The sequence below is a fragment of the Soonwooa sp. T0.1_25 genome (assembly GCF_057652215.1).
Genome location: NZ_JBYFBZ010000009.1, coordinates 14,003 through 36,660, shown reverse-complemented (window position 1 = coordinate 36,660; position 22,658 = coordinate 14,003). Strand labels below are relative to the sequence as shown.

26 protein-coding genes are annotated in these 22,658 nt (G+C 35.6%); 13 read left to right on the top strand and 13 right to left on the bottom strand.

All coding sequences use genetic code 11. The features are described from left to right. Positions 1-68 precede the first annotated feature (68 nt). Positions 69-1,025, top strand: a complete 957-nt coding sequence (locus AC23MB_RS11255) for an acetyl-CoA carboxylase carboxyltransferase subunit alpha (RefSeq protein WP_312323555.1) — start codon at positions 69-71, stop codon at positions 1,023-1,025. 58 nt (positions 1,026-1,083) lie between these two features. Here the strand turns inward: AC23MB_RS11255 and AC23MB_RS11250 are convergent, their stop codons facing one another. Continuing rightward, a complete protein-coding gene (locus AC23MB_RS11250) occupies positions 1,084-1,626 on the bottom strand; it encodes a tetratricopeptide repeat protein (RefSeq protein WP_487787292.1) in 543 nt (180 codons plus the stop codon). Positions 1,627-2,030: 404 nt separating this feature from the next. On the opposite strand from AC23MB_RS11250, the gene AC23MB_RS11245 reads away from it, so the two are divergent. The 5 genes from AC23MB_RS11245 (at position 2,031) to AC23MB_RS11225 (ending at position 8,185) form a co-directional block, all read left to right on the top strand. After that, a complete protein-coding gene (locus AC23MB_RS11245) occupies positions 2,031-3,047 on the top strand; it encodes a nucleoid-associated protein (protein ID WP_487787291.1) in 1,017 nt (338 codons plus the stop codon). A 92-nt stretch (positions 3,048-3,139) separates the two neighbouring features. Then, entirely contained in the window at positions 3,140-3,496 is a 357-nt protein-coding gene (locus AC23MB_RS11240) for a hypothetical protein (protein WP_487787290.1), read from the top strand. 67 nt (positions 3,497-3,563) lie between these two features. Next, entirely contained in the window at positions 3,564-5,951 is a 2,388-nt protein-coding gene (locus AC23MB_RS11235) for a TonB-dependent receptor (RefSeq protein WP_487787289.1), read from the top strand. Positions 5,952-6,125: 174 nt separating this feature from the next. Then, positions 6,126-6,689, top strand: a complete 564-nt coding sequence (locus AC23MB_RS11230) for a hypothetical protein (protein ID WP_487787288.1) — start codon at positions 6,126-6,128, stop codon at positions 6,687-6,689. Between the two features lie 161 nt (positions 6,690-6,850). After that, positions 6,851-8,185 carry a trigger factor gene (locus tag AC23MB_RS11225; RefSeq protein WP_312322093.1) on the top strand — a complete coding sequence of 445 codons (1,335 nt, stop codon included), beginning with the start codon at positions 6,851-6,853 and terminating at the stop codon, positions 8,183-8,185. Positions 8,186-8,469: 284 nt separating this feature from the next. On the opposite strand, the gene AC23MB_RS11220 is transcribed toward AC23MB_RS11225, so the two are convergent. Continuing rightward, positions 8,470-9,339, bottom strand: coding sequence for a M23 family metallopeptidase (locus AC23MB_RS11220; protein ID WP_487787287.1), 870 nt, complete (start codon positions 9,337-9,339; stop codon positions 8,470-8,472). A 212-nt stretch (positions 9,340-9,551) separates the two neighbouring features. Between AC23MB_RS11220 and AC23MB_RS11215 the strand changes: the two genes are divergently transcribed. Continuing rightward, complete coding sequence (locus AC23MB_RS11215) at positions 9,552-10,562, top strand: NAD(P)H-dependent glycerol-3-phosphate dehydrogenase (protein ID WP_487787286.1); 1,011 nt, start codon at positions 9,552-9,554, stop codon at positions 10,560-10,562. 327 nt (positions 10,563-10,889) lie between these two features. On the opposite strand, the gene asnS is transcribed toward AC23MB_RS11215, so the two are convergent. From asnS to AC23MB_RS11195, 4 genes are all read right to left on the bottom strand, one after another. Next, positions 10,890-12,338, bottom strand: coding sequence for an asparagine--tRNA ligase (gene asnS / locus AC23MB_RS11210; RefSeq protein WP_487787285.1), 1,449 nt, complete (start codon positions 12,336-12,338; stop codon positions 10,890-10,892). A gap of 51 nt (positions 12,339-12,389) precedes the next feature. Then, positions 12,390-12,992, bottom strand: coding sequence for a CDP-alcohol phosphatidyltransferase family protein (locus AC23MB_RS11205; protein WP_374329111.1), 603 nt, complete (start codon positions 12,990-12,992; stop codon positions 12,390-12,392). A 10-nt stretch (positions 12,993-13,002) separates the two neighbouring features. Beyond that, the gene (locus AC23MB_RS11200; protein ID WP_313028918.1) at positions 13,003-13,293 is read right to left on the bottom strand and encodes an LA_2272 family surface repeat-containing protein; all 291 of its coding nucleotides are present in this window, start codon (positions 13,291-13,293) and stop codon (positions 13,003-13,005) included. Positions 13,294-13,365: 72 nt separating this feature from the next. After that, on the bottom strand, positions 13,366-13,644 hold the full coding sequence (locus AC23MB_RS11195; protein WP_313028914.1) for a hypothetical protein: 279 nt from the start codon (positions 13,642-13,644) through the stop codon (positions 13,366-13,368). A gap of 135 nt (positions 13,645-13,779) precedes the next feature. Between AC23MB_RS11195 and AC23MB_RS11190 the strand changes: the two genes are divergently transcribed. The 3 genes from AC23MB_RS11190 to AC23MB_RS11180 all read left to right on the top strand — a co-directional run bounded on the left by AC23MB_RS11190 (position 13,780) and on the right by AC23MB_RS11180 (position 15,834). Beyond that, entirely contained in the window at positions 13,780-13,965 is a 186-nt protein-coding gene (locus AC23MB_RS11190; protein ID WP_313028910.1) for a helix-turn-helix domain-containing protein, read from the top strand. Positions 13,966-13,986: 21 nt separating this feature from the next. Then, complete coding sequence (locus AC23MB_RS11185) at positions 13,987-14,712, top strand: XRE family transcriptional regulator (RefSeq protein ID WP_487787284.1); 726 nt, start codon at positions 13,987-13,989, stop codon at positions 14,710-14,712. A 408-nt stretch (positions 14,713-15,120) separates the two neighbouring features. After that, on the top strand, positions 15,121-15,834 hold the full coding sequence (locus AC23MB_RS11180; RefSeq protein WP_487787283.1) for a hypothetical protein: 714 nt from the start codon (positions 15,121-15,123) through the stop codon (positions 15,832-15,834). Here the strand turns inward: AC23MB_RS11180 and rimM are convergent, their stop codons facing one another. The 6 genes from rimM to AC23MB_RS11150 form a co-directional block, all read right to left on the bottom strand. Further along, positions 15,835-16,377 carry a ribosome maturation factor RimM gene (gene rimM, locus AC23MB_RS11175; protein WP_487787282.1) on the bottom strand — a complete coding sequence of 181 codons (543 nt, stop codon included), beginning with the start codon at positions 16,375-16,377 and terminating at the stop codon, positions 15,835-15,837. It lies immediately after the preceding gene. Between the two features lie 12 nt (positions 16,378-16,389). Continuing rightward, positions 16,390-16,947, bottom strand: a complete 558-nt coding sequence (locus AC23MB_RS11170) for a 30S ribosomal protein S16 (RefSeq protein WP_312322083.1) — start codon at positions 16,945-16,947, stop codon at positions 16,390-16,392. A 109-nt stretch (positions 16,948-17,056) separates the two neighbouring features. Beyond that, entirely contained in the window at positions 17,057-17,569 is a 513-nt protein-coding gene (locus tag AC23MB_RS11165; protein WP_487787281.1) for a nitroreductase family protein, read from the bottom strand. Positions 17,570-17,605: 36 nt separating this feature from the next. After that, positions 17,606-18,109, bottom strand: a complete 504-nt coding sequence (locus tag AC23MB_RS11160; RefSeq protein WP_312322081.1) for a GNAT family N-acetyltransferase — start codon at positions 18,107-18,109, stop codon at positions 17,606-17,608. Positions 18,110-18,113: 4 nt separating this feature from the next. Continuing rightward, a complete protein-coding gene (locus AC23MB_RS11155; protein ID WP_487787280.1) occupies positions 18,114-18,563 on the bottom strand; it encodes a hypothetical protein in 450 nt (149 codons plus the stop codon). A gap of 85 nt (positions 18,564-18,648) precedes the next feature. After that, a complete protein-coding gene (locus AC23MB_RS11150; RefSeq protein ID WP_487787279.1) occupies positions 18,649-19,098 on the bottom strand; it encodes a copper resistance protein CopD in 450 nt (149 codons plus the stop codon). A 305-nt stretch (positions 19,099-19,403) separates the two neighbouring features. Here AC23MB_RS11150 and AC23MB_RS11145 point away from each other — a divergent pair, with 305 nt between their 5' ends. From AC23MB_RS11145 to AC23MB_RS11135, 3 genes are all read left to right on the top strand, one after another. After that, positions 19,404-21,488: a M3 family metallopeptidase gene (locus AC23MB_RS11145; protein WP_313028867.1), complete on the top strand. Its 2,085-nt coding sequence runs from the start codon at positions 19,404-19,406 to the stop codon at positions 21,486-21,488. Between the two features lie 119 nt (positions 21,489-21,607). After that, positions 21,608-21,985: a DUF2255 family protein gene (locus AC23MB_RS11140; RefSeq protein WP_487787278.1), complete on the top strand. Its 378-nt coding sequence runs from the start codon at positions 21,608-21,610 to the stop codon at positions 21,983-21,985. Positions 21,986-22,013: 28 nt separating this feature from the next. Then, positions 22,014-22,394 (top strand): YchJ family protein, encoded by a 381-nt coding sequence (locus tag AC23MB_RS11135; RefSeq protein ID WP_313028860.1) that lies wholly within the window; start codon positions 22,014-22,016, stop codon positions 22,392-22,394. A 1-nt stretch (position 22,395) separates the two neighbouring features. Here AC23MB_RS11135 and AC23MB_RS11130 read toward each other — a convergent pair whose 3' ends face one another. Next, positions 22,396-22,635, bottom strand: a complete 240-nt coding sequence (locus tag AC23MB_RS11130; RefSeq protein WP_487787277.1) for a VF530 family protein — start codon at positions 22,633-22,635, stop codon at positions 22,396-22,398. Positions 22,636-22,658 lie beyond the last annotated feature (23 nt).

The window sequence follows — 22,658 nt, the reverse complement described above, 5'->3', positions numbered from 1 at the left end:
TCGATTTTTAAAAAATTTAGATGTTATAAAAAAACGCTATTTTTGAAGATTGAATTCTTATACAAACAATGGAATACTTAGATTTTGAACAACCGGTAAAAGACCTTATGGAGCAATATGACAAATGTGCTCTAGTAGGTGAAGAAAGCGGTGTAGATGTTAAAGAATCTTGCAAAAAGATTGAAGATAAAATTCTTGCTACCAAGAAAAAAATATACGGAAACCTAACGCCTTGGCAACGTGTGCAATTATCTCGTCACCCAGACAGACCATACACTTTGGACTATATCAAAGGGATTGCTGACGAAAATAGCTTTGTGGAGTTACACGGCGACCGCAACTTTGGTGATGATCCGGCGATGATTGGCGGACTTATCAAAATAAACGGTGAGAGTGTGATGATTATCGGGACTCAAAAAGGTAGAACAACCAAAGAAAGACAACATCGTCGTTTTGGGATGTCAAACCCAGAAGGTTACCGTAAAGCTTTGCGTCTTATGAAGTTGGCGGAGAAGTTTAACATTCCTATTGTGACGTTGGTAGATACACCGGGCGCTTATCCTGGTTTAGAAGCTGAAGAGCGTGGACAAGGTGAAGCAATTGCAAGAAATATTTTGGAAATGTGCCAAATGAAAACGCCAATTATCACCATTATTATTGGAGAAGGCGCTTCAGGAGGAGCATTAGGAATTGGTGTTGGTAACCGCGTCTATATGTTAGAAAACACTTGGTATTCTGTTATTTCACCAGAAAACTGTTCAGCAATTCTTTGGAGAAGTTGGGAGTATAAAGAAACTGCAGCCGCTACAATGAAGTTGACAGCGCCTGACATGTTAAAAGAAAAATTGATTGATGCTATTATCCCAGAACCACTTGGAGGTGCGCATTATGATCCAAAACAAACTTTTGAAAATGTTAAAGAAGTGATTCTTAAAGACATTAAAACTTTATCAAAACAGTCGGGAGATCGACTAATGAAAGATCGTCAAGAGAAGTTTATCGATATGGGAGAATTCAAAGGATAAAAAAAACAAAAACGCTTCAAAAATTTGAAGCGTTTTTTATTGCATTATTCTTATTCAATTATTTATCCAAAGCCTCTTTCAGCTTAATGGCATCAGCATTAGTTGCGTCATACTCAAGAGATTTTGCTATGTTCTTTTTCGCTTCCTCTTTGTTAGTTGCAAATTGAGAATAAGCTACAAAAAAGTGAGCATAAGCCAAATTTGCTTTACTAGCCTCTAATTCCTCAGGCTTAACTAGATTAATATATTTTTGATACGAAGATGTTGCATTCGGCACATCTTTCAAAGATTGATACACATAACCTTCACTATAGTATGCTGGCGCCCAATCTGGAAGCGCAGTTGTTACTTTTTTCCAAGTTTCTAACGCATTCGTCCAGTCCTTCCCTTCTTGATAAGCAACCGCAAGATTCACCAGCGCATTATTATCTTTTGGATTAGCTTCCACTTGTTTTTTCAAAGCTTCAATAGCTGGATTCACTTGTTCTTGTGCTACTTGCATATCTGGCGACTTTTTCACTGAAGTTTGAGCCGTTACAAAACTTGCTGACCCAAATAATAAAATTCCTAAAACCGCATTTTTAATTATTACCTTATTCATCTTAATTCTAATTTTTAATTAATATTCGTTTTTACAAAAATTAACCAACAATAATAATTTCATGACAAACATCATATTTAGATAACTTTAATATTTTTCTGACATATTAACTATTTTATTAAAAACTTTAATACAATTTATAATTTCCAAGAAGCATATTTCTATTTGGGCGTGCCGCTTTTCCTAGCTTAGCCCAACCAAAGCGTCGGTCTACGCGCAGTCGCTGTTAGTTGAGGCGGCGGCTTTCGCTTCGCTCAGCCGCCGCCTCAACTCACGAGCTCCAACAATGCGCTTCGCCCTCACGCGTCCGTTGACAGATTTCTCAAAAAAAGAAAGTCTTCATGAAATTGATATCGAATCTTAATTTCGGATTCCTATCTTTGCAATCCTAAAAAGATTATAACATGTTTTCTAAAATCGTTGTACACAAAGTTGGTAACAAAATCAATGGTGATCCGTTAATCCTTTCTCAGGAAGAGCTAGAGCTGCACGAAGATATGAAGGAGTTATTAGGAAATTATTTCCTTAACGCTTTCAAGTCCGAAGAGCAATTTCAGTTTTACAGCGACACCTATTTAGTTAACAATCCCGTGTACAGTTCGGTTGCTGAGATTTTTGAAGACAAAAACAAATTCCTTTGGGAGTCCGAAAACATTGCAAAACACCTTTACGAAGCTGCCGAAAATCCACGTGTTCAAAACGGCGAAGTATTCATCGTATTCTTTGATTCCGAAGAAGATCCAGAAGGCGGAAAAATTGACAAAATCGGAATTTTCAAAACCGAAAAAAAAGAAGCTTTCCTCAAAATATATCCGCAAAACGAATCTTTCGAAATTGAAAGAGATTTCGGGATTGGACTTTCAAAGATTGACAAAGCGGCGCTTATCTACAATAACGATAAAGAATCTGGCTACATCTTATCCGTTGTCGACAACAACAAAAACGGTGACATGTATTACTGGTTCGAGGATTTTTTAAAAGTGAAACAACGCGACAACGACTTCTTCCACACGCAAGAGACTTTGGCAGTTTACAAAGATTATATCACGACGCAACTTCCTCAAGAATTTGAAGTGTCAAGAGCCGATCAAGCAGACTTTCTTAACAAGTCAATTAACTTCTTCAAAGAAAAAGAAGAATTCAAATACGATGATTTCGTTAACGAAATCTTGGTAGACGAACACGTTATCGAAAGTTTTTCAAACTTTAAAACCGATTACGAAAACGACATGCAAGTCAGCATTTCAGAAGATTTTCCGATTAATCAATCAGCAGTTAAAAAGCAACAACGACACTTCAAATCAGTCATTAAGCTTGACAAAAACTTCCACATCTACGTTCATGGCGACCGCGACAAACTAGAAACTGGACAAGATGAAAAAGGTAAATATTACCGTCTTTACTTCGATTCCGAAAAATAATCGTAACAAATTTTAGTTTTTAAAGACATATAACAACACATAATTGTTTTTAAATTAAATATATCAAAACATAAAACACTAACTTTGTAAAGATGTTTAGAAAAAACCAACAACATAAATCGATAATCTCCAGTTTTATTACTGGACTTTATTTGTTGTTGCTTGTCTTTTCGCCCTACTTACATCAACATCATTCCGAGTTTCAACTTAACTTTTCGACTTCGAAGGAAGTAAAATTCGAGAAAAATTCGTTAGAAAAATTCTCGAGTGCTAATGACTGTTTGGCTTGTCATTTTTTGACGACCAACCACAGCATCGAGCCAATCGACTTTGAATTTTCAACAATCAAAACTTTTTCGGAAAAGCAGGAGTTTGCAGTTTTGCAGTCAAGCTTTTTCAATTACAATATTACCAGCCTCTATTTGCGAGGTCCTCCTGTTTTTCAGTAATAATAGCAATTAAATTCACTCCATTTGGGCTTTCCCTTTTGGATATGTTATACTGAAATTCAACTTAATGAAAACAATATTCAAAGTAATGTTTCTCCTTTTGGGGACAACATTGTTAATGGCGCAATCTATGTACAAAGTGGAGGGCGTGGTGAAGGATTTTCATGACAAATCTGCGTTGCGTGATGCAACAGTTGTCGTGGGAAGTCTTTCGACAAAAACGGATGCAAAAGGTAATTTCACACTTTCAAACATCAAAGCTGGGACTTACAACATTATCGTAACGCACCCAAAATGTAACGCTTACGAATCCAAAATAGAACTTAACAAAAATCTACATTTGGAAATTCTGTTGGAGCATCACACAGAAGAAATTGCAAGCATTACGATACATGCGCCACACAAATCCAAAGGCGCAATCATTATCAAGACTTTGGATAAAGAAAACATCGAACGAAATTCCACAGAGAATCTCGGTAATCTGTTGACCAAAATCTCTGGTGTTGGAACTTTGAAAACCGGAAACAGCATCGCCAAGCCGATTATCCACGGTATGTACGGCAGCCGAATTTCCATTATCAACAATGGTGTAAAATTGGCGGAACAAGAATGGGGTGTAGAACATGCTCCTAATGTTGACATCACCAATTTTGAACACATCGATGTGATAAAAGGCGCTTCAGCTCTCAAATACGGAACGGACACTGTTGGTGGCGTTGTCGTTTTGGAACCTGAGATTTACAAAAAGAAAGACAGCATAAGTGGATCGGCTAATCTTTCGGGGATGTCGAATGGTCGTGGACTTGGCGTAGACCTTAAAGTTTTAAAAACGTGGGAAAATGGTTGGGCAATCAAAACCAATGGAAGCTACAAAAAGCTTGGTGATTTATCCGCGCCTAACTATGATTTGATGAACACGGGAAGCGAGTTTTCTTCTTTTAACTTTACGGTTCAAAAGAATGAATTCAAGCAAGGGATTTCGTTTGATTATTATGTCACGAATCAAAACTTAGGAATTTTCCGCGGTTCGCATGTTGGCAATGACAAAGATTTTTATTTGGCGATGACAGCGCCAGAACCTTTGTATATGAGAGATTTTGGGTATTCGATTGATAATCCAAGACAAGAAATCGAACATCATATTGCGAAAATTTCGGCTTTTAAACGTTTTGAAAATTTAGGAAAGATTTCGGCGAGTTATAGTTTCCAATATAATCATCGAAAAGAATATGATCTTCGTCGTGGTGATCTCAATAGTATCCCAAGTTTGGATTTGGAACTAATCACCAATCAATTCAACATTAACGATCTATTGGAGCGCGAAAAATGGTCTTTGGAAACAGGCATTGATCTGATGTATCAAAACAATTACTCGAATCCGAAAACCCAAGCCAGACGTTTGGTTCCGAATTATGATAAATATTCGGGAGGTTTGTATTCTATTTTTAAATATAAACTTTTATCAAACCTAAATGTTGAAGCAGGCGCACGTTATGATGCTACCAAATACAATGTTGTCAAGTGGTATGACTACAAAGATTGGACGAATAATTATGCGCAAAATTTTTCGCAGTTTTATGTGCGAACGTATCAAAATCGTGTATTGACTAATCCGATTCTTAATTTTAAAAACTTTTCTTACAATGTTGGGATTGATTGGAAAGCCAATCCAAATTTTGGTGTGAAATTTAATTACGCAAAAGTTGAAAGAACACCCAATGTTGCGGAACTCTTTGCTGAAGGTCTACACCACTCTGCGGCGATTATCGAAAAAGGAAATATGCGTTTGCAAAACGAATCTGGGCATCAATTCAATTTGTTGATTGACGGAAAAGCGGATGTGTTGAAAGGTTTAGATTTTAGTATCAATCCGTATTATTTCATCACCCACAATTTCATCAATCAGATTCCGACGGGCATTCAGCAAGCGACGCAAGTTGGACCTTTTCCAGTTTGGGAATATCGTCAAATCAATGCAAAAATGTTGGGCGTTGATGTCGATGTTAATCTCCATTTGACAGACGACCTCACCTATCGTGGTCGTGGTGCTTATCTTTATGGACAAGACACCACCAACGATGAGCCTTTGATCTTGATGATGCCAACCAACTTTAGCAACAGTTTGGAATACCAACGTAAAAATTGGAACAACTTCTACGTTAATTTAGAAAACAGAAGCGTTTTAAAACAAAATCGTTTTCCGATTCACAATTCTGAAATTACATTTTATGAAAACGGTGTCGAGGTCACAAAAACGGTTGATTTTAGTACGCCACCGCCAGCTTACAGCCTTTGGAATGTACAAGCAGGATTTAATTTAACAAAAAATCTTTCGGCTGGTTTAACGGTGCAGAATTTATTTAACAAAGCTTATCGCGATTATCTCAACCGTATTAGATATTTCTCGGAAGATATAGGTCGCAATATTATTATCAATTTCAGATACAATTTTTAGTATCAATATTTAAAATTTAATTAAACTTTATTAACAAATCCGTCGCGCATTTTGAAACTATTATTAAAAAATAAAATTCTGTTCTCGATATAATTTTTAAAAATATGACTGTGAAAAACCACTCGAACTGACGAATTTTACTTCAAAATGAAAAACGACTTAAAACAAATCAAAATGAAAAACATATTATCAATCAGAACATTAAGCACACTATTTTTATTAGCATTTATTAGCCTTAGCATCGTATCTTGTAGCCGAGACAACGACTTCGAAGCGGATGATCTTCCACAAGAAGAACTAACGAATATCGTACTACATGTTAAGAATTTGACAACCAATAATGTTCAAGATTATAATTACAGCGTTGGATCTGGCGCTGCACCCGCAATAAAATTGGAAGACGGAAAAAGCTATGAAGTTACAGCACAATTCATGAATGGCAGCGAAGATGTAACCAGCGAGATCGAAATGGCGAAAGATGAGCATTTCATGATTTTCAATTTTCCAAAATCGGAGATCCAATTGGAGCGTCTAGATACACCCAACAAAAAAGGCGTGCGTGTTGGTCTTAAAACAAAATGGACTGTTGTAAAAGCTACAAAAGATTCTTCTCCAAAATTAATAATGACATTGGTCCACGAGCCAGCTTCGGCAAACGAAAACCTTAACGGAACAGCTTGGGGAAGTGTAACTGGTGGCGAGACAGATGCAGAAGCAACTTTCGGTATCACGAATTAAGATCTTAAGAATCAATTTTGTTGAAGAAAATAAACAAAATCTTCGATAAAATTAAAATTAACATATTTTATGAGCGATTTGCTATGATTAGTCTAAGGATTAATTTTGCAAATCGCTCTTTTTTGACTATTTTTGCCAACTAAAATTTCAATTAATTAATAATGAACGTTACAGCAAAAAACCATGACGAAGTAAGTGCATTACTTACTGTAACTTTGGATAAATCAGATTACAAAGAAAAAGTTGACAAAACTTTAATTAACTACGCTAAAAATGCGCAAGTACCTGGATTCAGAAAAGGAAAAGTGCCATTAAGTATGGTTAAAAAACAATATGAAGCTGGTATCGCTTTTGAAGAAATCAACAAGCAAATCTCTGAGGCGCTTAACGCTTATGTTAATGATAACAAATTGAGATTGGTAGGTCAACCAGTACCTCTTCCAGTTAACGAGTTAGACTACAATGCTGACCAAGTTTCTGTAGCTTTCGAAGTTGGTTACGAGCCAGAATTGACAATCGATCTTTCAAAATACGAAGCGCCACACTACAAAGTTGAAGCGTCTGATAAAGAAATCACTACAAGTGTAGAAAACATGCAAAAGCGTTTTGCTGAGCGTGTAGAGCAAGACAAAATCGGAAAAGATTCTTACATCGCTCTAGAAGTTAAGCAAGTTGTAGAAGAAGGTGCAGAAGGTGAGCACAACCACGCGCCAAAGCACGTTACAGCTAACAAAGAAACTAAAGCAGTATACGATCTTGTTAAGTCTCTTAAAAAAGATGAATCTGTAAAAGTTTCTAAAGAAGATTTAGTAGCTAAAGAAGATCTTGCTAAAGAATTAGGCATCAACAAAGATGAAGCTGAAAACATGCACCACAACGAAGTTGAGGTAACTGTTAAAGACATCTACGGTCTAGACTTGGCAGAACTTAACCAAGAATTGTTCGATAAAGTTTATGGTAAAGACGAAATTAAGTCAGAGGAAGAACTTAGAGAGCGTGTTAAAAAAGAGTTAGACGAGTATTTCCAACAAAATGCTGATGTACATTTCGTTAACAAAATTTTAGAACAAATTTCTGAAAAAGAAGAAGTTAAACTTCCTGAAGCTTTCTTAACAAAATGGTTGATGTTCTCTAACCAAAACATCCAATCTGAAGAGCAAGCAAAAGAAATTCTTGAAAAAGAGAAAAACCAAATCAAATACCAAATCTTAGAAGGTAAGTTGATGACGCAAAACGAAATTTCTTTAGACTACAACGACGTATTAGCACAAGCTGAGCAGTTGGTTAGAAATCAATTAGCAATCTACGGTATCCACCACTTATCTGACGAAGAAGTACAAAAATATGCGGTTGAAATGTTGAAAGACGAAAACCAAGTACGTCAAATCTCTTCAGAAGTTGGTATGGCAAAACTAAAAGACGCTATCCTAGAAAAAGCAAGCAAAAAAGAAACAGCAATCTCTCACGATGAGTTTCTTGAAGAGCTTAAGAAATAATTAAAGTTATACTTCACAAAAATCCCGATACTTACCAAGTTTCGGGATTTTTTTATTTTGGGCGTGCCCCTCGTTTTTCCAAAGTCAAAGCCAAAGCATAACTTCGGGTCGCTACGTCCGCTACAATCTTTAGCTTGACGCTCGGACGGCTCCGCTACGCTCCGTCGCCTCGCGTCAACCCAAAGGATTTCCGCTGCCATCGCTCACGCAAAATTCGTGAACAATTTAATATTTACAGATAATAGAAAAAGAAAAAAGCATCTTAAAAAGATGCTTTTAATATTTTATAAATTCATGAACAATTTCGGATTAACCGGCGTGTTATTTTTATGAACTTCATAGTGAAGATGTGGACCAGTAGAACGTCCAGAATTTCCAGATTTTGCGATCACCTCTCCCACTTTCACTTCTTGGTTGTTAGCTACCGAAATACTAGAAAGATGCCCGTAAAGCGTTGCCAATCCGTTTCCATGCGAAATGATGACACAATTACCATAACCACCCTTCTGTCCAGCAAACAAAACTTTACCAGCTGCCGCCGCAACAACATCAGAACCAAAGGCTACAGCGACATCGATCCCTTTATGGAATTGCATTTGATCTTTTTCAGCTGGAGCATTTTGACTTGCTTTTGGATCTTCCTTTAATGTGGCAATTGAGCCAGTACTATCTGTTGCAGCAGGTTTCAAAGGTTTAACAGAAGCAAAAACTGTTTTGAACGGTATAGGATTTTTTCTTATTCCGAAGTTAGAAGAAATATAGCCCGAAGTCGGAACACCTAACGGTACTTTCTGTAATTTTTTTTCAAGATCTACTAGATACTGGCTATAACGATTACTTTGTTTTGATAGATAAACTTCGTTTGCCAAGCTATCTTTTGCAAGGTTTTCAATTCTTACATCCGATACGTTTTTGGAAACTAAAAATGAATTAAGATTACGCACCACTTTATCAACATTCAAAAGATTTTCCTTTAGTTCGCGGTGATCAATACTATCTTTTACCGTGTTAATTTTTACTAAATTAACTTGATAATTTTTGTCATCTTTCTCAGAATAAAGTTTTCCGATTAACATGGCTTGAGCAAAAACAACAACTAATAAACATCCCAAAACGATATTAGTCTTTTTATTACTTCTCAAAAATCTCTTCATATATATCTGCTTGATTATACGTTAAAAATTAAGAATGCAAAAATAATCATTTTTTATAAAACGGTCATTTACAGTAAAATATTTAACAAACTTTAATTATTTTTTAATTCTATGAAATACCTAATAATAGGTATTTATTGATTTTGCAATGATAAATTTTCATTTTAATTATATAATTGTAGCTTTGCATAAGGTTAAAATAAGTGAACAAAATGGCAAAAACAAAATCTCCTCAACTACCCAAAATAGGTGTTGTAGGAAGTGGAAGTTTCGCAACAGCAATTGTAAAAATGCTGACAGAAAACTGTAAAACCGTGCATTGGTATGTCCGTAACGAGTTTGTAAAAGGAGCAATACAATTGCGTGGGCACAATCCAACTTATCTTCCAATGGTTAGCTTTAACATGAAGCAACTAAAACTTACTACTGATATTAACGAACTGGTTGAAGCTTGCGACATTGTTGTCTTAGCAACGCCATCCATTTATCTTGCGGCTACTTTAGAAAATCTAAGTTGTAATTATCAAGAAAAATTATTTTGTTCAGCAATTAAAGGTATTGTACCAGAATACAATGATATTGTTGCAAATTACCTTCGTGACAAATTCCAGATTGGTTATAAAAATCAAGCCGTTATTGCGGGACCTTGTCATGCGGAAGAAGTTGCGATGGAGCGTCTTTCTTACTTAACAATTGCAGCAGCAGACCAAAAAGACTCCGAAATTCTTTCCAAAATATTCTCTTCTTTCTACATTAAAGTGAACGAAAGTCAAGATATCCTTGGTAATGAATACAGCGCAATCCTAAAAAATATCTACGCCATCGGTGCTGGTATTGCTAGTGGATTGGGCTATGGTGATAACTTTATCGCGGTTTATGTTTCTAATGCGATTCGTGAGATGGAAACCTTCCTCGAAGCTGTGTATCCAGAACCTCGCGATGTTAATGAAAGCGCTTATCTTGGTGACCTTTTGGTAACAGCTTACTCATTATTCTCGCGTAACCGAAATCTCGGAAACTTAATTGGGAAAGGTTATACGGTTAAGTCTGCAATCCAATCGATGAACATGGTCGCGGAGGGTTATTACGCCACTAATGGCATCTATAGCATATGTAAGGAGAAAAAATTAAGACTTCCGATTATCAACACGATTTTCGCCATTCTATATGAAGAGAAAAATGCTGAAAAGCAATTTGCGAAGTTGACGGATAAATTAAATTAGAATTTTTTTCAAAATAAAGATTTATAAATGTGCTTTGCTTGTCTCTGGATGAGCAAAGCTTTTTTTTGTTTCAAAAATAAAAACGTCTAAGCTTCTAAAAAGATGTTAATCTTCTTATCTCCAACTCGGGTTAAATGATTATCCCAAATCTCTAGCCCAGATGGAGGCGGCATCCTTTGGGGTTGGAGTGAGGCGGCGAAGCGCAAGCGGAGCCGTCCGAGCGACAAGCCTAAAGATATAGCCGAGAGCGGGAAATTGCTCCTAAAAAATAAACCCGCCTTTCAAAAAAAGTTTTGAAAGGCGGGTTTACGTATTTTAAAAACTGAATTAAAATTCAGCGCTTTTGGGTGTTCTTGGGAAAGGAATTACGTCACGGATATTGGTCATACCTGTCACGAAAAGCACCAATCTTTCTAGTCCTAAACCAAATCCTGCGTGTGGCACAGACCCGAACTTACGCGTATCTAAATACCACCAAAGCTCGTGCTCATCAACATGCATTTCTTCCATCTTTTGTTTAAGAACATCTAAACGCGCTTCTCTCTCAGATCCACCGATAATTTCGCCAATCCCTGGGAACAATACGTCCATCGCAGCAACGGTTTTGTTATCTTCATTCAGCTTCATATAGAAAGCCTTGATATCTTTCGGATAATCGAACAACACAACTGGGCTTTCGAAATGCTTTTCTACTAAGAAACGCTCGTGCTCCGATTGTAGATCTGCGCCCCAAGCTTCGATTGGATATGCGAATTTTCCTTTTTTATTCTCTTTAGAATTTAATAAAATATCGATTGCTTCTGTATAAGATACTCTCTTGAAACGTTTAGCAACAATGTTTTGAAGCTTTTCGATAAGGCCTTCTTTTGCTCTTTCTTTTTCTGGTTTTGTTTTTTGCTCTTCTGCAAAACGCTTATCCAAAAATTCTAAATCGTCTTTGCAATTTTCTAAACAATAGTTGATCACATATTTTAGGAAATCCTCAGCCAAGTCGATATTGTCCTCCAAATTGTTGAAAGCAACTTCTGGCTCGATCATCCAGAACTCAGCCAAGTGACGCGTGGTGTTAGAATTTTCTGCACGGAAGGTCGGTCCAAATGTATAAATACGCCCCAATCCCATTGCTGCAGTTTCGCCTTCCAACTGGCCAGAAACCGTTAAGTTGGTTTTCCTACCGAAGAAGTCTTGTGTGTAATCGATTTCTCCTTCTTCGTTACGCGGAATGTTATTTAGATCAAAATTAGTAACACCAAACATTTCTCCAGCTCCCTCAGCATCTGCTCCTGTTACAATTGGCGTGTTGATGTAGAAGAATTGATTTTGATTAAAATATTGGTGAATTGCAAAACTCACCGCACTTCTCACTCTGAAAACCGCGCCAAAAAGATTGGTTCTAAATCTAAGATGTGCCTGCTCACGCAATTTTTCTAAGCTATGTTTTTTAGGTTGAAGAATCGTCGACTGCAATTCTTCAGTAAAGTTGTCACCAAGAATTATAATTTTTTTCGCGATTAATTCTACTGTTTGACCAGCACCTTGACTTTCTACAACTTCGCCAGTTACTTTAAGAGAGGCAGCTGTGCTGATATTTTTGATAATGTTTTCATCAAAATTTTCGAAGTCTACGACCACTTGCAAATTATTGATCGTTGATCCGTCGTTAAGTGCTATAAAACGATTAGAACGGAATGCTCTAACCCAACCGTAAACTGTAATGTCGTGATGTAAAACTTTCTTGTAATCTGTTAAAAGATCTTTAATTGTTTGCTTTTTCATTATCAAAAATTAATGTCTGCAAAGTTATGAAATTTAAACAGTTTTAGCCTATTAACTATTAAAGTAAATATTCTTTTTAATAGATTTCCCTTGACGAATTCGCCATGCATGATAGCAACCTGGGATGTCATGCTGCCATTTTGGAAGTATAAGAACAATCAAAATCACATCCAAATGGGAGATCAGTCCTAAAACAACGCCTGTCGTGAAAGCCCAACCAGCATACTTAAAACCTAACAAACTGGTAAAAGCAAGTAGCAAACTCAGTCCCCACATTTTGGATAGAAAAGCGTGTGTACAGGTTTCCTTACCGAATTTTGCAAAACTTATGATGTAACACAAAGCTTCCATAATAAAGATTAAAATAATCGGAACTTTGTTTTGTTGAATTAATTCTGGCAAAAGTAAATACGTGCCAACACCTATGGATAAACAAAACACCAAATCGGTCTGACTGTCCAATCCTCTTAATTTCTCCGAAGCAACACCTGCTTTTCTCGCAATAATACCGTCAAATATATCTGAAAACAATCCTAGATACATTAAAATCAAAATAGGAATTTGCGCTTCTATCTTTAAATAAAATGCTAAAACTAAAATAATTGGTGCGCACAAAAATCGAAACACAATCAATAAATAAGGTATATTTTTCATCGTTCTTGTTTTAAAAATTTATAAATGGCATCGTACGTTCTCCGTTTCGGTTCCAGAAACCTAATTGTAAAGCCGAAGTTGATTTCGAAATATTAACCATGCCAATTTGGATTCCGAAACCTGTCTGCATATGGTTGTACACACCAATTTGCATCCCTTTGAAATCATCAGCCGAATTATAACCGCCAACAAAAAGTCCTCTTCCGCTGCTTGCGTGATTTCCGAAAATAGAAACACCAAGTCCATTTAATTCTTCAACATCACTACTAAAAAAGCTCACGAAAGCACCATTTATATCCATACCGTAATTGTACATCGAGATGCCAAATCCAGTATTACTTACCTCCCTAAGATTACCAGCCAGTGAAAGACTTTATCCATTAATTTGTGCTTTTGTCATCGTATTTTGAGCTTTTAATGAATCGTAAAAACAAAAAATCAAAAAACCAAGTGGATTAACATCGAGATTAAATCCGTGGATGGTTTGAAAACCCTTTGATTTCGGATTAAAATCACCATCGAGACCAATTCCGACCCCAATTCCGTTAACATCGCTAATATTAGACGACAATGGTGTGAACGTAATTATCTTTGAAGCGCCACCTTGAGAACGTGTTTCTTCTTGACCAAAAACGGTCAAGCTTGTAAACATTGTGATTTGTATAAAAAAATAGGTTTTAATAATTCTGATTTCTAAAATTCTATTTCAAAATTAGAGGCAGAATAGAAGATTGTCTATGCGCAAAACATTTAAGTTTTTTATTAAATTTGTGAAAATCACAAAAAAATGTATCAGGAAGCTTTACTTCGAGAAATCCGAAAAAAAATCGGTGACAAATCCCTTAACAACGAGCTCGCAAATATCCTTAATATCAGTTACAATGCTGCACACCGAAGAAGTTCGTTGAAGTCAAAATTCAGTTTGGAAGAAGCGGTAGAATTGGCAAGATATTATCAAATTTCTTTAGACTAATTTGTCGGAACGACCAATCAATTGGTTGTTCAGCGCATACAAACTGTCAAGTCATCGGAGGATTTGCTTAATTATTTTGATAATTCTTTAAAGATTTTATCAAGTTTTAAAAACAAAAATCAGCACGCTAAAGTTTATTATTCGGCTAAGGACATTCCGTTTTTTTATACGATTTCGGATTCCTTATTGTCGAAATTCAAGTTTTATGTTTGGATGAATCTTCTTAACCAAGATAAGTTTTTGACCAAGTTTAAAGATTTTGATTTTAAATATTATTCTGAAAGTAACAAAGCTTTAGAAGAACTTTATGAACAACAGGAAGTTACTGAAATCTGGAACGAAAGCAGTATTTCGAGTATTCTTCAGCAGATAAAATTCTATTTTGAAATTGGAATGATTTCGTCAAAAGAAGGACAATTAATTTTAGAAGATTTAGAGACATTATTCGATCGTTTAGAATCAAAAATTGCGGACGACCAAAATTTTGAAATCTACATCAACGAAATTGTGATTCTTAACAACAGCATATTATTCACCAACGAAACGGAGAACGCTTACTTTGTTCCCTTTAGTATGTTTGGTTACATTATGACCAACGACAAAGTGACTTCTGACGATGCCAAAAGTTATTTTGAACACCAAATCAAAAATTCAAAATCCTTGAATAATGCTGGAAACCGCGATCGTGCATTGTTTTTTAATAAAATGAAAAGAAAGATTAACGCTTTGAAAGACGAACTTGTTTAAATAAAATTTCAGAATCTTATATTAGTTTTTAGAAATACAATTATTAAAAACTATCTTCTTTTACTTTTTTTGATTGCCATTACGTTCTTGTTATTCTCCAAAATCGGCCATCGAAGAAGATAAACATCCTGACATTACGCACTTTCCGAGTTTTAAAAACAATAGTATCAAACTAACAAAAGTTGCAGAATGGACTGCTACAGAATGAAATAGCATCAAATTTTTATCACGTGGCGACTATTTGTATCTTTTTACTGGCCAGATTATCTTCAAAGGGATCGTCAAGATTGGAAACTGCTCATTCTTAAAAACGATAAAATTCTACAAAAAGACAGCCTGAAAACAAATTTTGACAATCAGAATTTGGCTTTTCTTGACAGTAAAAATAATCTGTACGCAAACAGATTTATGTACCAATATCTAGATTATAAAATCAAAAAAGAAATTCCACTTTTTGACCTTGATGTTATCGCTGGAAAATATGAAAAACAAAGGCATATTGGTGAACAAGAAAGGGATTCGGAGATATTTAACAAAATACATGAAGAACGAAAAGCCCTTCAGAATAAGATGTATTCACAAATCCAAGATATGACTTTGGTTAGCGATCCTAATAATTCTTCAATAGATCTAGATAATTTCTCGTGGGGAACTTTCAATTATTTTTGCAACCTCAATACAAACGAGCCTTTTCTAATAAGAGATGGTTTTCTTTCACCCATATCAACCGATTACACTATGTATCCGCCTGATCAACGAAATCTTTTAAAAGAACTAAAACCTAAAATGAAGCGTATCCCAAATGAGGATATGTTACGAGATCATTATTATGAAGTGGTTAGAATTTTGAAAACTGAATTTAAAACCGCTAAAGATAGTATTGTTACTGGAAATGCTTGGTTCAGCCAAGGAAATCATTATGTTGCGAGCTTTGGTTACGCACCAGTCTACATGAAATATTACAACGTCAACCTCAACGGGACAAAGACTGAAACCAAGATAGATTACACCAAAACAGGCATTAGTCACCTCATCGATACTGATTTGGGAACTTATTTGGTCATGATAAATAAAAAGGAAAAAGTTGGTAAGTACGAAGTTTATTTCTTACCAAAAAAATAGTTATTCGTCTTTTTTGTGCTCTCCTAAGAAAACATCCATCAAGCCATCTGGCAATTGCATTTTGATGAACTTTTCGTCGCGATTAACTTCCAAAATCCAATCTTTAATAATTGGGATAACAACATCTTTGTCCGCTAATCTTAACATAAAATAATGTTGTGCTGTCTGGTCATTAACAGACTGAATGATGCCACAAGTTTTTCCATCTTCTTCATGGATTTCGAAACCGACAATCTCGTGATAATAGAATTGCTTGCCAGAAAGTGGTGGCAAAGTAGAAAGAGGAAGATAAACATCTTTCCCAAGAACTTGGTCAGCCAAAGTTTCGGTAATATTTTTAAGTAAAATATTAAGTGCGTCGGACTTGCTCCAAGATATTTTTTCAATAAAAAAAGGAACCAATAATCCGTTGATTTCAACGAATATTGATTCCAATTTATTGTAAAGTTCAGGTTGATCGGTGTCCAATTTTAGGATCACGTGACCAGCCAATCCGTGCTTACGCGTAATTCTTCCTAATAAATAACAGTCTTCTTTACGCATAATTGGGGATTCTTAAGCTTCAGTGTTTTCTTCAGCAGCAGCTTCTCCTTCAGCAGGAGCCTCTGTAGTTTCTTCAGCAGGAGCATTAGCAGCTTCTTCAGCAGCTTTAGCATCAGCCTCAGCTTGTGCAGCAGCAGCTACTCTAGCTTCGTTTACTTTAACCTCAGCTTCCAAAGCAGCTTTTTTAGCATCAGCTTTAGCAGTTGCTAAACCATCAACTTTACTTTGTACTTTAGCTTCTTTTGCATCAACCCAAGCAGCGAATCTCTTCTCAGCTTCAACTTCGTCAAAAGCACCTTTAGCAACACCACCTTGTAAGTGTTTTTTGTACATAGCACCTTTGTAAGAAAGGATAGCTCTTGCAGTGTCAGTAGGCTGAGCACCGTTGTTTAACCACTTAACAGCAGCATCAACATTTAGTTCGATAGTTGCAGGGTTAGTAACTGGGTTGTAGATTCCGATTTTTTCGATGAATTTACCATCTCTTTTAGCTCTTGAATCTGCAACCACGATGTGGAAGAAAGGTTTCCCTTTTTTACCGTGTCTTTGTAATCTAATTTTTACTGACATATTGTTTTAATTTTTGGGATCACGTCCCGGTTAAATTTTAATAGTGTGCAAAGATAGTAATTTCTTTTAATTTAGAAATTAAATATCAAAACAATTTTAAAAATAAAAATTAAGCCAAACTTCCCATATAGAAAAGCCCCAAACATTTTTGGTTTTCCTCAATTTTTAAAGAATCTTTAAGATGATTAACCAAAGCTGGCGAACTCCAATAACAACCAACTCTATTAGCTGTACAGGTCAAATACATATTCTGAACCGCCATCGCTGTTGCAGCAATTTCTTCCCAATCTGGAACAAGTCCACTGAATTCGCAAACAATGGATATTACAATATTCGCTTTACCTATTTTGAAACCAATATCTTGATATTTCTTTTCAAGGAAAGTTTGCGGTGGCGTTATCGTTTTATAAATAGATTGCAACTCTTCACCAAGTTGTTGTTTGTCATCATTTCTAAAAACTTTGAAGCGCCAAGGTTTCGTTTTTTTATGATTAGGTGCCAAAACCGAAGCATTAAGAACTTCTTCCAAAATATGTTCTGGGATTGGCGTATCGGTATAATCTTTGGGAAAAACACTACGTCTTTCCTCGATAATATGTTTTAAAATCTTTGCATTTTCCATGTTGTAAAAATACGAATAGATTTATGGATTCTAGAATTAAGTTTTAGAAATAGAATACTGAACAGCTTTTTGCCCATCTAATAAAATATTCTTCGAAAATTGCATTCCACATTTTTCTAAAACGGAAATCGATGCCCTATTTTCTGACATCGCACGACCTATAATATCTTGAAGTTTTAAAACAGAAAATCCATAATCTAGACAAGCTTTAGCAGTTTCGGTGGCGATACCTTGATTCCAAAATTTTTCAAAAATCCTGAATCCTAGATCAACTTCATCAGTTTCTGGATGAAATTTCAGTCCGCACCAACCTACAAATTCTTGATTAGATTTAGAAATAATTGCCCATCTTCCAAAACCGTATTTTTCGTATTCTTTATAGTTTTGTAGAAAATCTCGTGCGTCATCAACATGATCAAAAGCTTTATCACCAGTATATTTGAGAACGTTTGGATTAACATTTAAAGCATAAAAAGATTCAGCATCATTCATATTTAATTCACGAAGAAAAAAGCGAGAAGTTTCTAGAATTGTCTTCATTCAATTAAATAATCTCTACTATTTTTTGATGAATTTTATTGAGTGTAAACTCGCTACCAACTGTCAAACCTAACATTTTTTGCGCTAAAGGACTCTCCTCCGAAATGGCATAAAATCGGTCACCATCATAGAAAAATTCGCCCAACGATATCGAAATATAAAAACGAGCTTTATTCGTGATCACCAAAGCGCCAAGTCTCACTTTTTCGAAATCAGAATTGACAACTTTCGCCATTGATTTTTGCATATCATAAAAACCCGCTAATTGCTTTTGCAATTGATAAATCTCTTCTTGAGCTTCCTCACGAATGCTATCATACTTTGGCGTTTTTTTGATATCGCGACTTGCTTCTATGGTAAAATCTATGAAGTTTTCTAGCTTTTTAATTTTGTCAGACAAAAGTTGCATCACAAAACGCCTTAATTCACTTTTTTCATATCCAATCTTCTGCATCAACTTAATATTTAGATAAATATAATATTTTTCAAATAATCATATTTAAAAAAGTACTCTTCAAAAATTAGTGACATTTTATTTATTAAAAAGAAATTCCCCCATACCGAATAAAACTCCCAACCAACAAAAAACCAACACCCAATAACGTAACCGAAATCACATGAAAAGCCATCAATGGAAGTGTTTTCGCAGAAAGTTTGGGTAATACTAGGAAGTTAGCACTCAACGCAAACAAAATAGTTACGAGAAGAAAACCTAATTTTATGGAAATCGCCGTTTCCAAAGGATTTTCAAAATGAAACCAATCATCCCATTTAATCCCGAATTGATACGACATCCAAACGCCCGTAATCACCATAACAAGTAAAGCTGGAATTCCTATTTTCTCATATTTCCGTTCAAAATTGAGTAGAATTTCAGGCTCTTTTTTCTTCAAAACTTCGGGTAAAATTCCGATGGACAAAATCAAATGGCCACCCACCCAAATGCATGCGCCTAATAAATGGAATACTAAAAGTAAATGATGCGACATTCTTGATATTTTAATCAAATTTAGCATTCTTTTACGTTACAATTTAGGGAACTGATAATTTTCATGGCGTCTTTTCCGGCTGTCACTAGTCGCTTCCCAAGCCAATCCTAAACTCTCTTTTTGGGAGAGCTCCAACATGCCGTTCCATCCGGGACGCAATTTTGTCACAATTTCAAGATTTGGCTTTATCTTTGAGAAAGAGATATAAGAACCAAGATTTAAGATTTCAGATTTAAAACTTGAAACATTAAACTCAAAACTTAAGTAAATACATTGTACTTTGTACATCATTAATACAGCAAAACATGAACATACTTACCCAAAATTTCAACACACCTTATCATACGCCACCTTTTGAAAACATTAAAAACGAAGATTATCTTCCCGCATTTAAAGAGTTAATTTCAGAATCAGAGAAAGAAATTGATGCAATTGTCAACAATTCAGAAGAGCCAACTTTCAAAAATACAATCGAAGCTTTGGCTTATTCAGGTGAGAAATTAGATGTCGTTTCTAATATTTTTTTCAATTTAAATTCTGCCGAAACCAGCGATGAACTTCAGCAAATTGCACAAGAAGTTTCGCCACTTTTAACAGAATATTCGTCTAAAATTTCACAAAACGAAGCACTTTTCAATAGAATTAAAAAAGTTTACGATGAGAAATCAAAATACAATCTCAATGAAGAGCAACAAATGCTTTTAGATGAAACCTACAAAGGTTTTGTGAGAAGCGGCGCTTTACTCAACGATTCGGATAAAGAAAAATTGAAGCAAATCAATATGGATTTATCGGTGAAGTCACTTCAATTCGGACAAAATGCGCTTGCAGCAACCAATGCGTATTTCAAACACATCACCAACAAAGAAGATTTAGCTGGAATTCCAGACGCAATTTTGGAACAATACGCTGAAGAAGCCAAAGAAAGAAATTTAGATGGCTATGTTGTGACATTACAGTATCCAAGCTATGTTCCGTTCATGACCTATGCTGATAATCGCGAATTGAGAAAAGAATTGGCTTTAGCAAATGGCAAAAAATCTTTTGACGGTGGCGAATTTGATAATCAAAATCTTATCAAAAAAATTATTTCATTAAAACAGCAGAAAGCCGAACTTTTAGGTTATAAAAATTACGCAGATTACGTTCTGGAAGAGCGAATGGCGAAATCTCCAATTAAAGTTATTGAGTTTTTAAATGAACTTTTAACAAAAGCAAAACCTTACGCCCAAAAAGAAATTGAAGAACTAAAAGCTTTAGCAAAAGCCGACGGAATCGAAGATATGCAAGGTTATGATCATTCTTTTTACGCTGAAAAGTTGCGTAAAGCAAAATACGATTTCAATGATGAGGAATTAAAACCTTACTTCCCTTTAAATCAAGTTCAGGACGCGGTTTTTGGACTGGCAAATCAACTTTTCGGATTGGAATTCAAAGAAGTTAATACGATTCAAAAATACCATTCGGATGTTCAAACCTACGAGGTTTATGAGATTCAAGAACCAAGAACCGAGAATCAAGTCTTCGACTCCGCTCAGACAGACAACCAACAACCAACAACCGACAACCGACAGCTTAAAGCGATTCTATACACCGATTATTTCCCAAGAAAAGGAAAACGTGCCGGCGCTTGGATGACGAGTTATAAAAATCAATTCACGAAAGATGGCGAGAATTCTCGTCCACACATTTCTATTGTTTGTAACTTCAGCAAACCAACGAAAGACACACCAAGTTTGTTAACTTTCCAAGAAGTGACGACGCTTTTTCACGAATTTGGACACGCAATTCACGGAATGTTAGCCAATACGCAATATCCAAACCTTTCAGGAACTTCTGTGAAATGGGATTTTGTAGAATTACCATCTCAGTTTTTGGAAAACTTCTGCTACGAACCAGAATTCCTAAAAACATTTGCAAAACATTACAAAACAGGTGAAGTTTTACCCAACGATAAAATTGAAAAAATCGAGCAATCCAAAAACTTTATGGAAGGCTACCAAACGCTTCGTCAATTAGGTTTTGGATTATTAGATATGGCGTATCACACGCATCCTAAAGATGTAAATGACATAAAAGCTTTTGAAGACGCTCAAACTTCGAAAACCTCTTTATATCCAGTAAATCCTGAAACGGCGATGAGTCCGACTTTTTCGCATATTTTCCAAGGTGGATATTCGGCAGGATATTATTCGTATAAATGGGCAGAAGTTTTGGACGCAGATGCTTTTGCGTATTTTAAAGAAACAGGAATTTTCAATCCAGAAACGGCTGCAAAATACAAAGTTCTATTATCATCCGGCGGAACCAAAGACCCAATGGAATTGTACAAAAACTTCCGTGGCAGCGAACCAAAGGTAGAAAGCCTTTTGAAAAGAGCTTTTGGGTAAACTTATAATCTCACGTCACTTCGAGTAGCGTAGCGTATCGAGAAGTCTTTGCATTAAAAACTTCTCGATACGATTTTTTCAAAATCTACTCGAAGTGACGATTCTCATAAAACTCAACAATGCAAAACGAAGCAATTAATTACATCAATTCGCACAACCTTATCGGAATAAAAGCTCGAAAGGAACGCGAAACTTTTCTTGAAATTTGGATGGTTACCGTTGATAACAAAATTTTTGCACGTTCCTGGGGATTTGCCGAAAGAAGTTGGTACAGCACTTTTCTAAATGATTCGAACGGCGAAATAAAATGCGGCAACCAAGTTTTTAAAATTAGAGCCGAAATTCCCAAAGATTTAGATCGTTTAAACGAAAGAATTAGTCAAGCGTATTTGAATAAATATAATTCGGGCGAGAATTCTTTTTTATGCAAAAGGAATTACAGAACAAAGCCATATCGAAAAAACGATGGAATTTATTTTAATCTAAAATTGATTTAATTCTTAATTCATAACTAATAATTAAAAAATGACTTGTCCTTGCTGCTCCGGAAAAACCTACGAAGAATGTTGCCAACCTTTCCACAAACGTGATAAAACTGCATCAACAGCGGAAGCTTTGATGCGTTCGCGATTTTCGGCATTTGCGATTCCGAACGCAGATTATCTTTGGGAAACGACACTTTCTTCCAAAAGAAAATTCCATGATAAAGCCGAATTGCAAGAATGGGGCGAAATAAATACTTGGACAAAACTTGAAATCATAAAAACTCCGGCGCTTAATCAAGTCGAGTTCAAAGCCTATTATACCGACCAAGATGGTAATTCACAAATTCATCATGAATTTTCGTACTTTCAACCTGTGAAAGGTCGTTGGTATTATGTTTCGGGAGAGTTTATGGATGATTAAGTTATTCCAAATTTTTCTTTTTCTTTCTCAAAACATATAAATACAAACTCTCAACTTTGGCGCGTGCCCAAGGCGTTTTGCGAAGAAATTTTAATGAAGATGACACACTAGGATTTTCACCATTAAAACAGCGAATGTTGATTTGTTTTCCCAGTTCGCCATAACCTTTGTAGTATTCGAGAAGTTCTTCCAGAATCGTGTCCAAGCGTTTTCCGTGAAGTGGATCTTTAGAAGTTTCCATTTTTTTTGAGCGAATTTAGTATT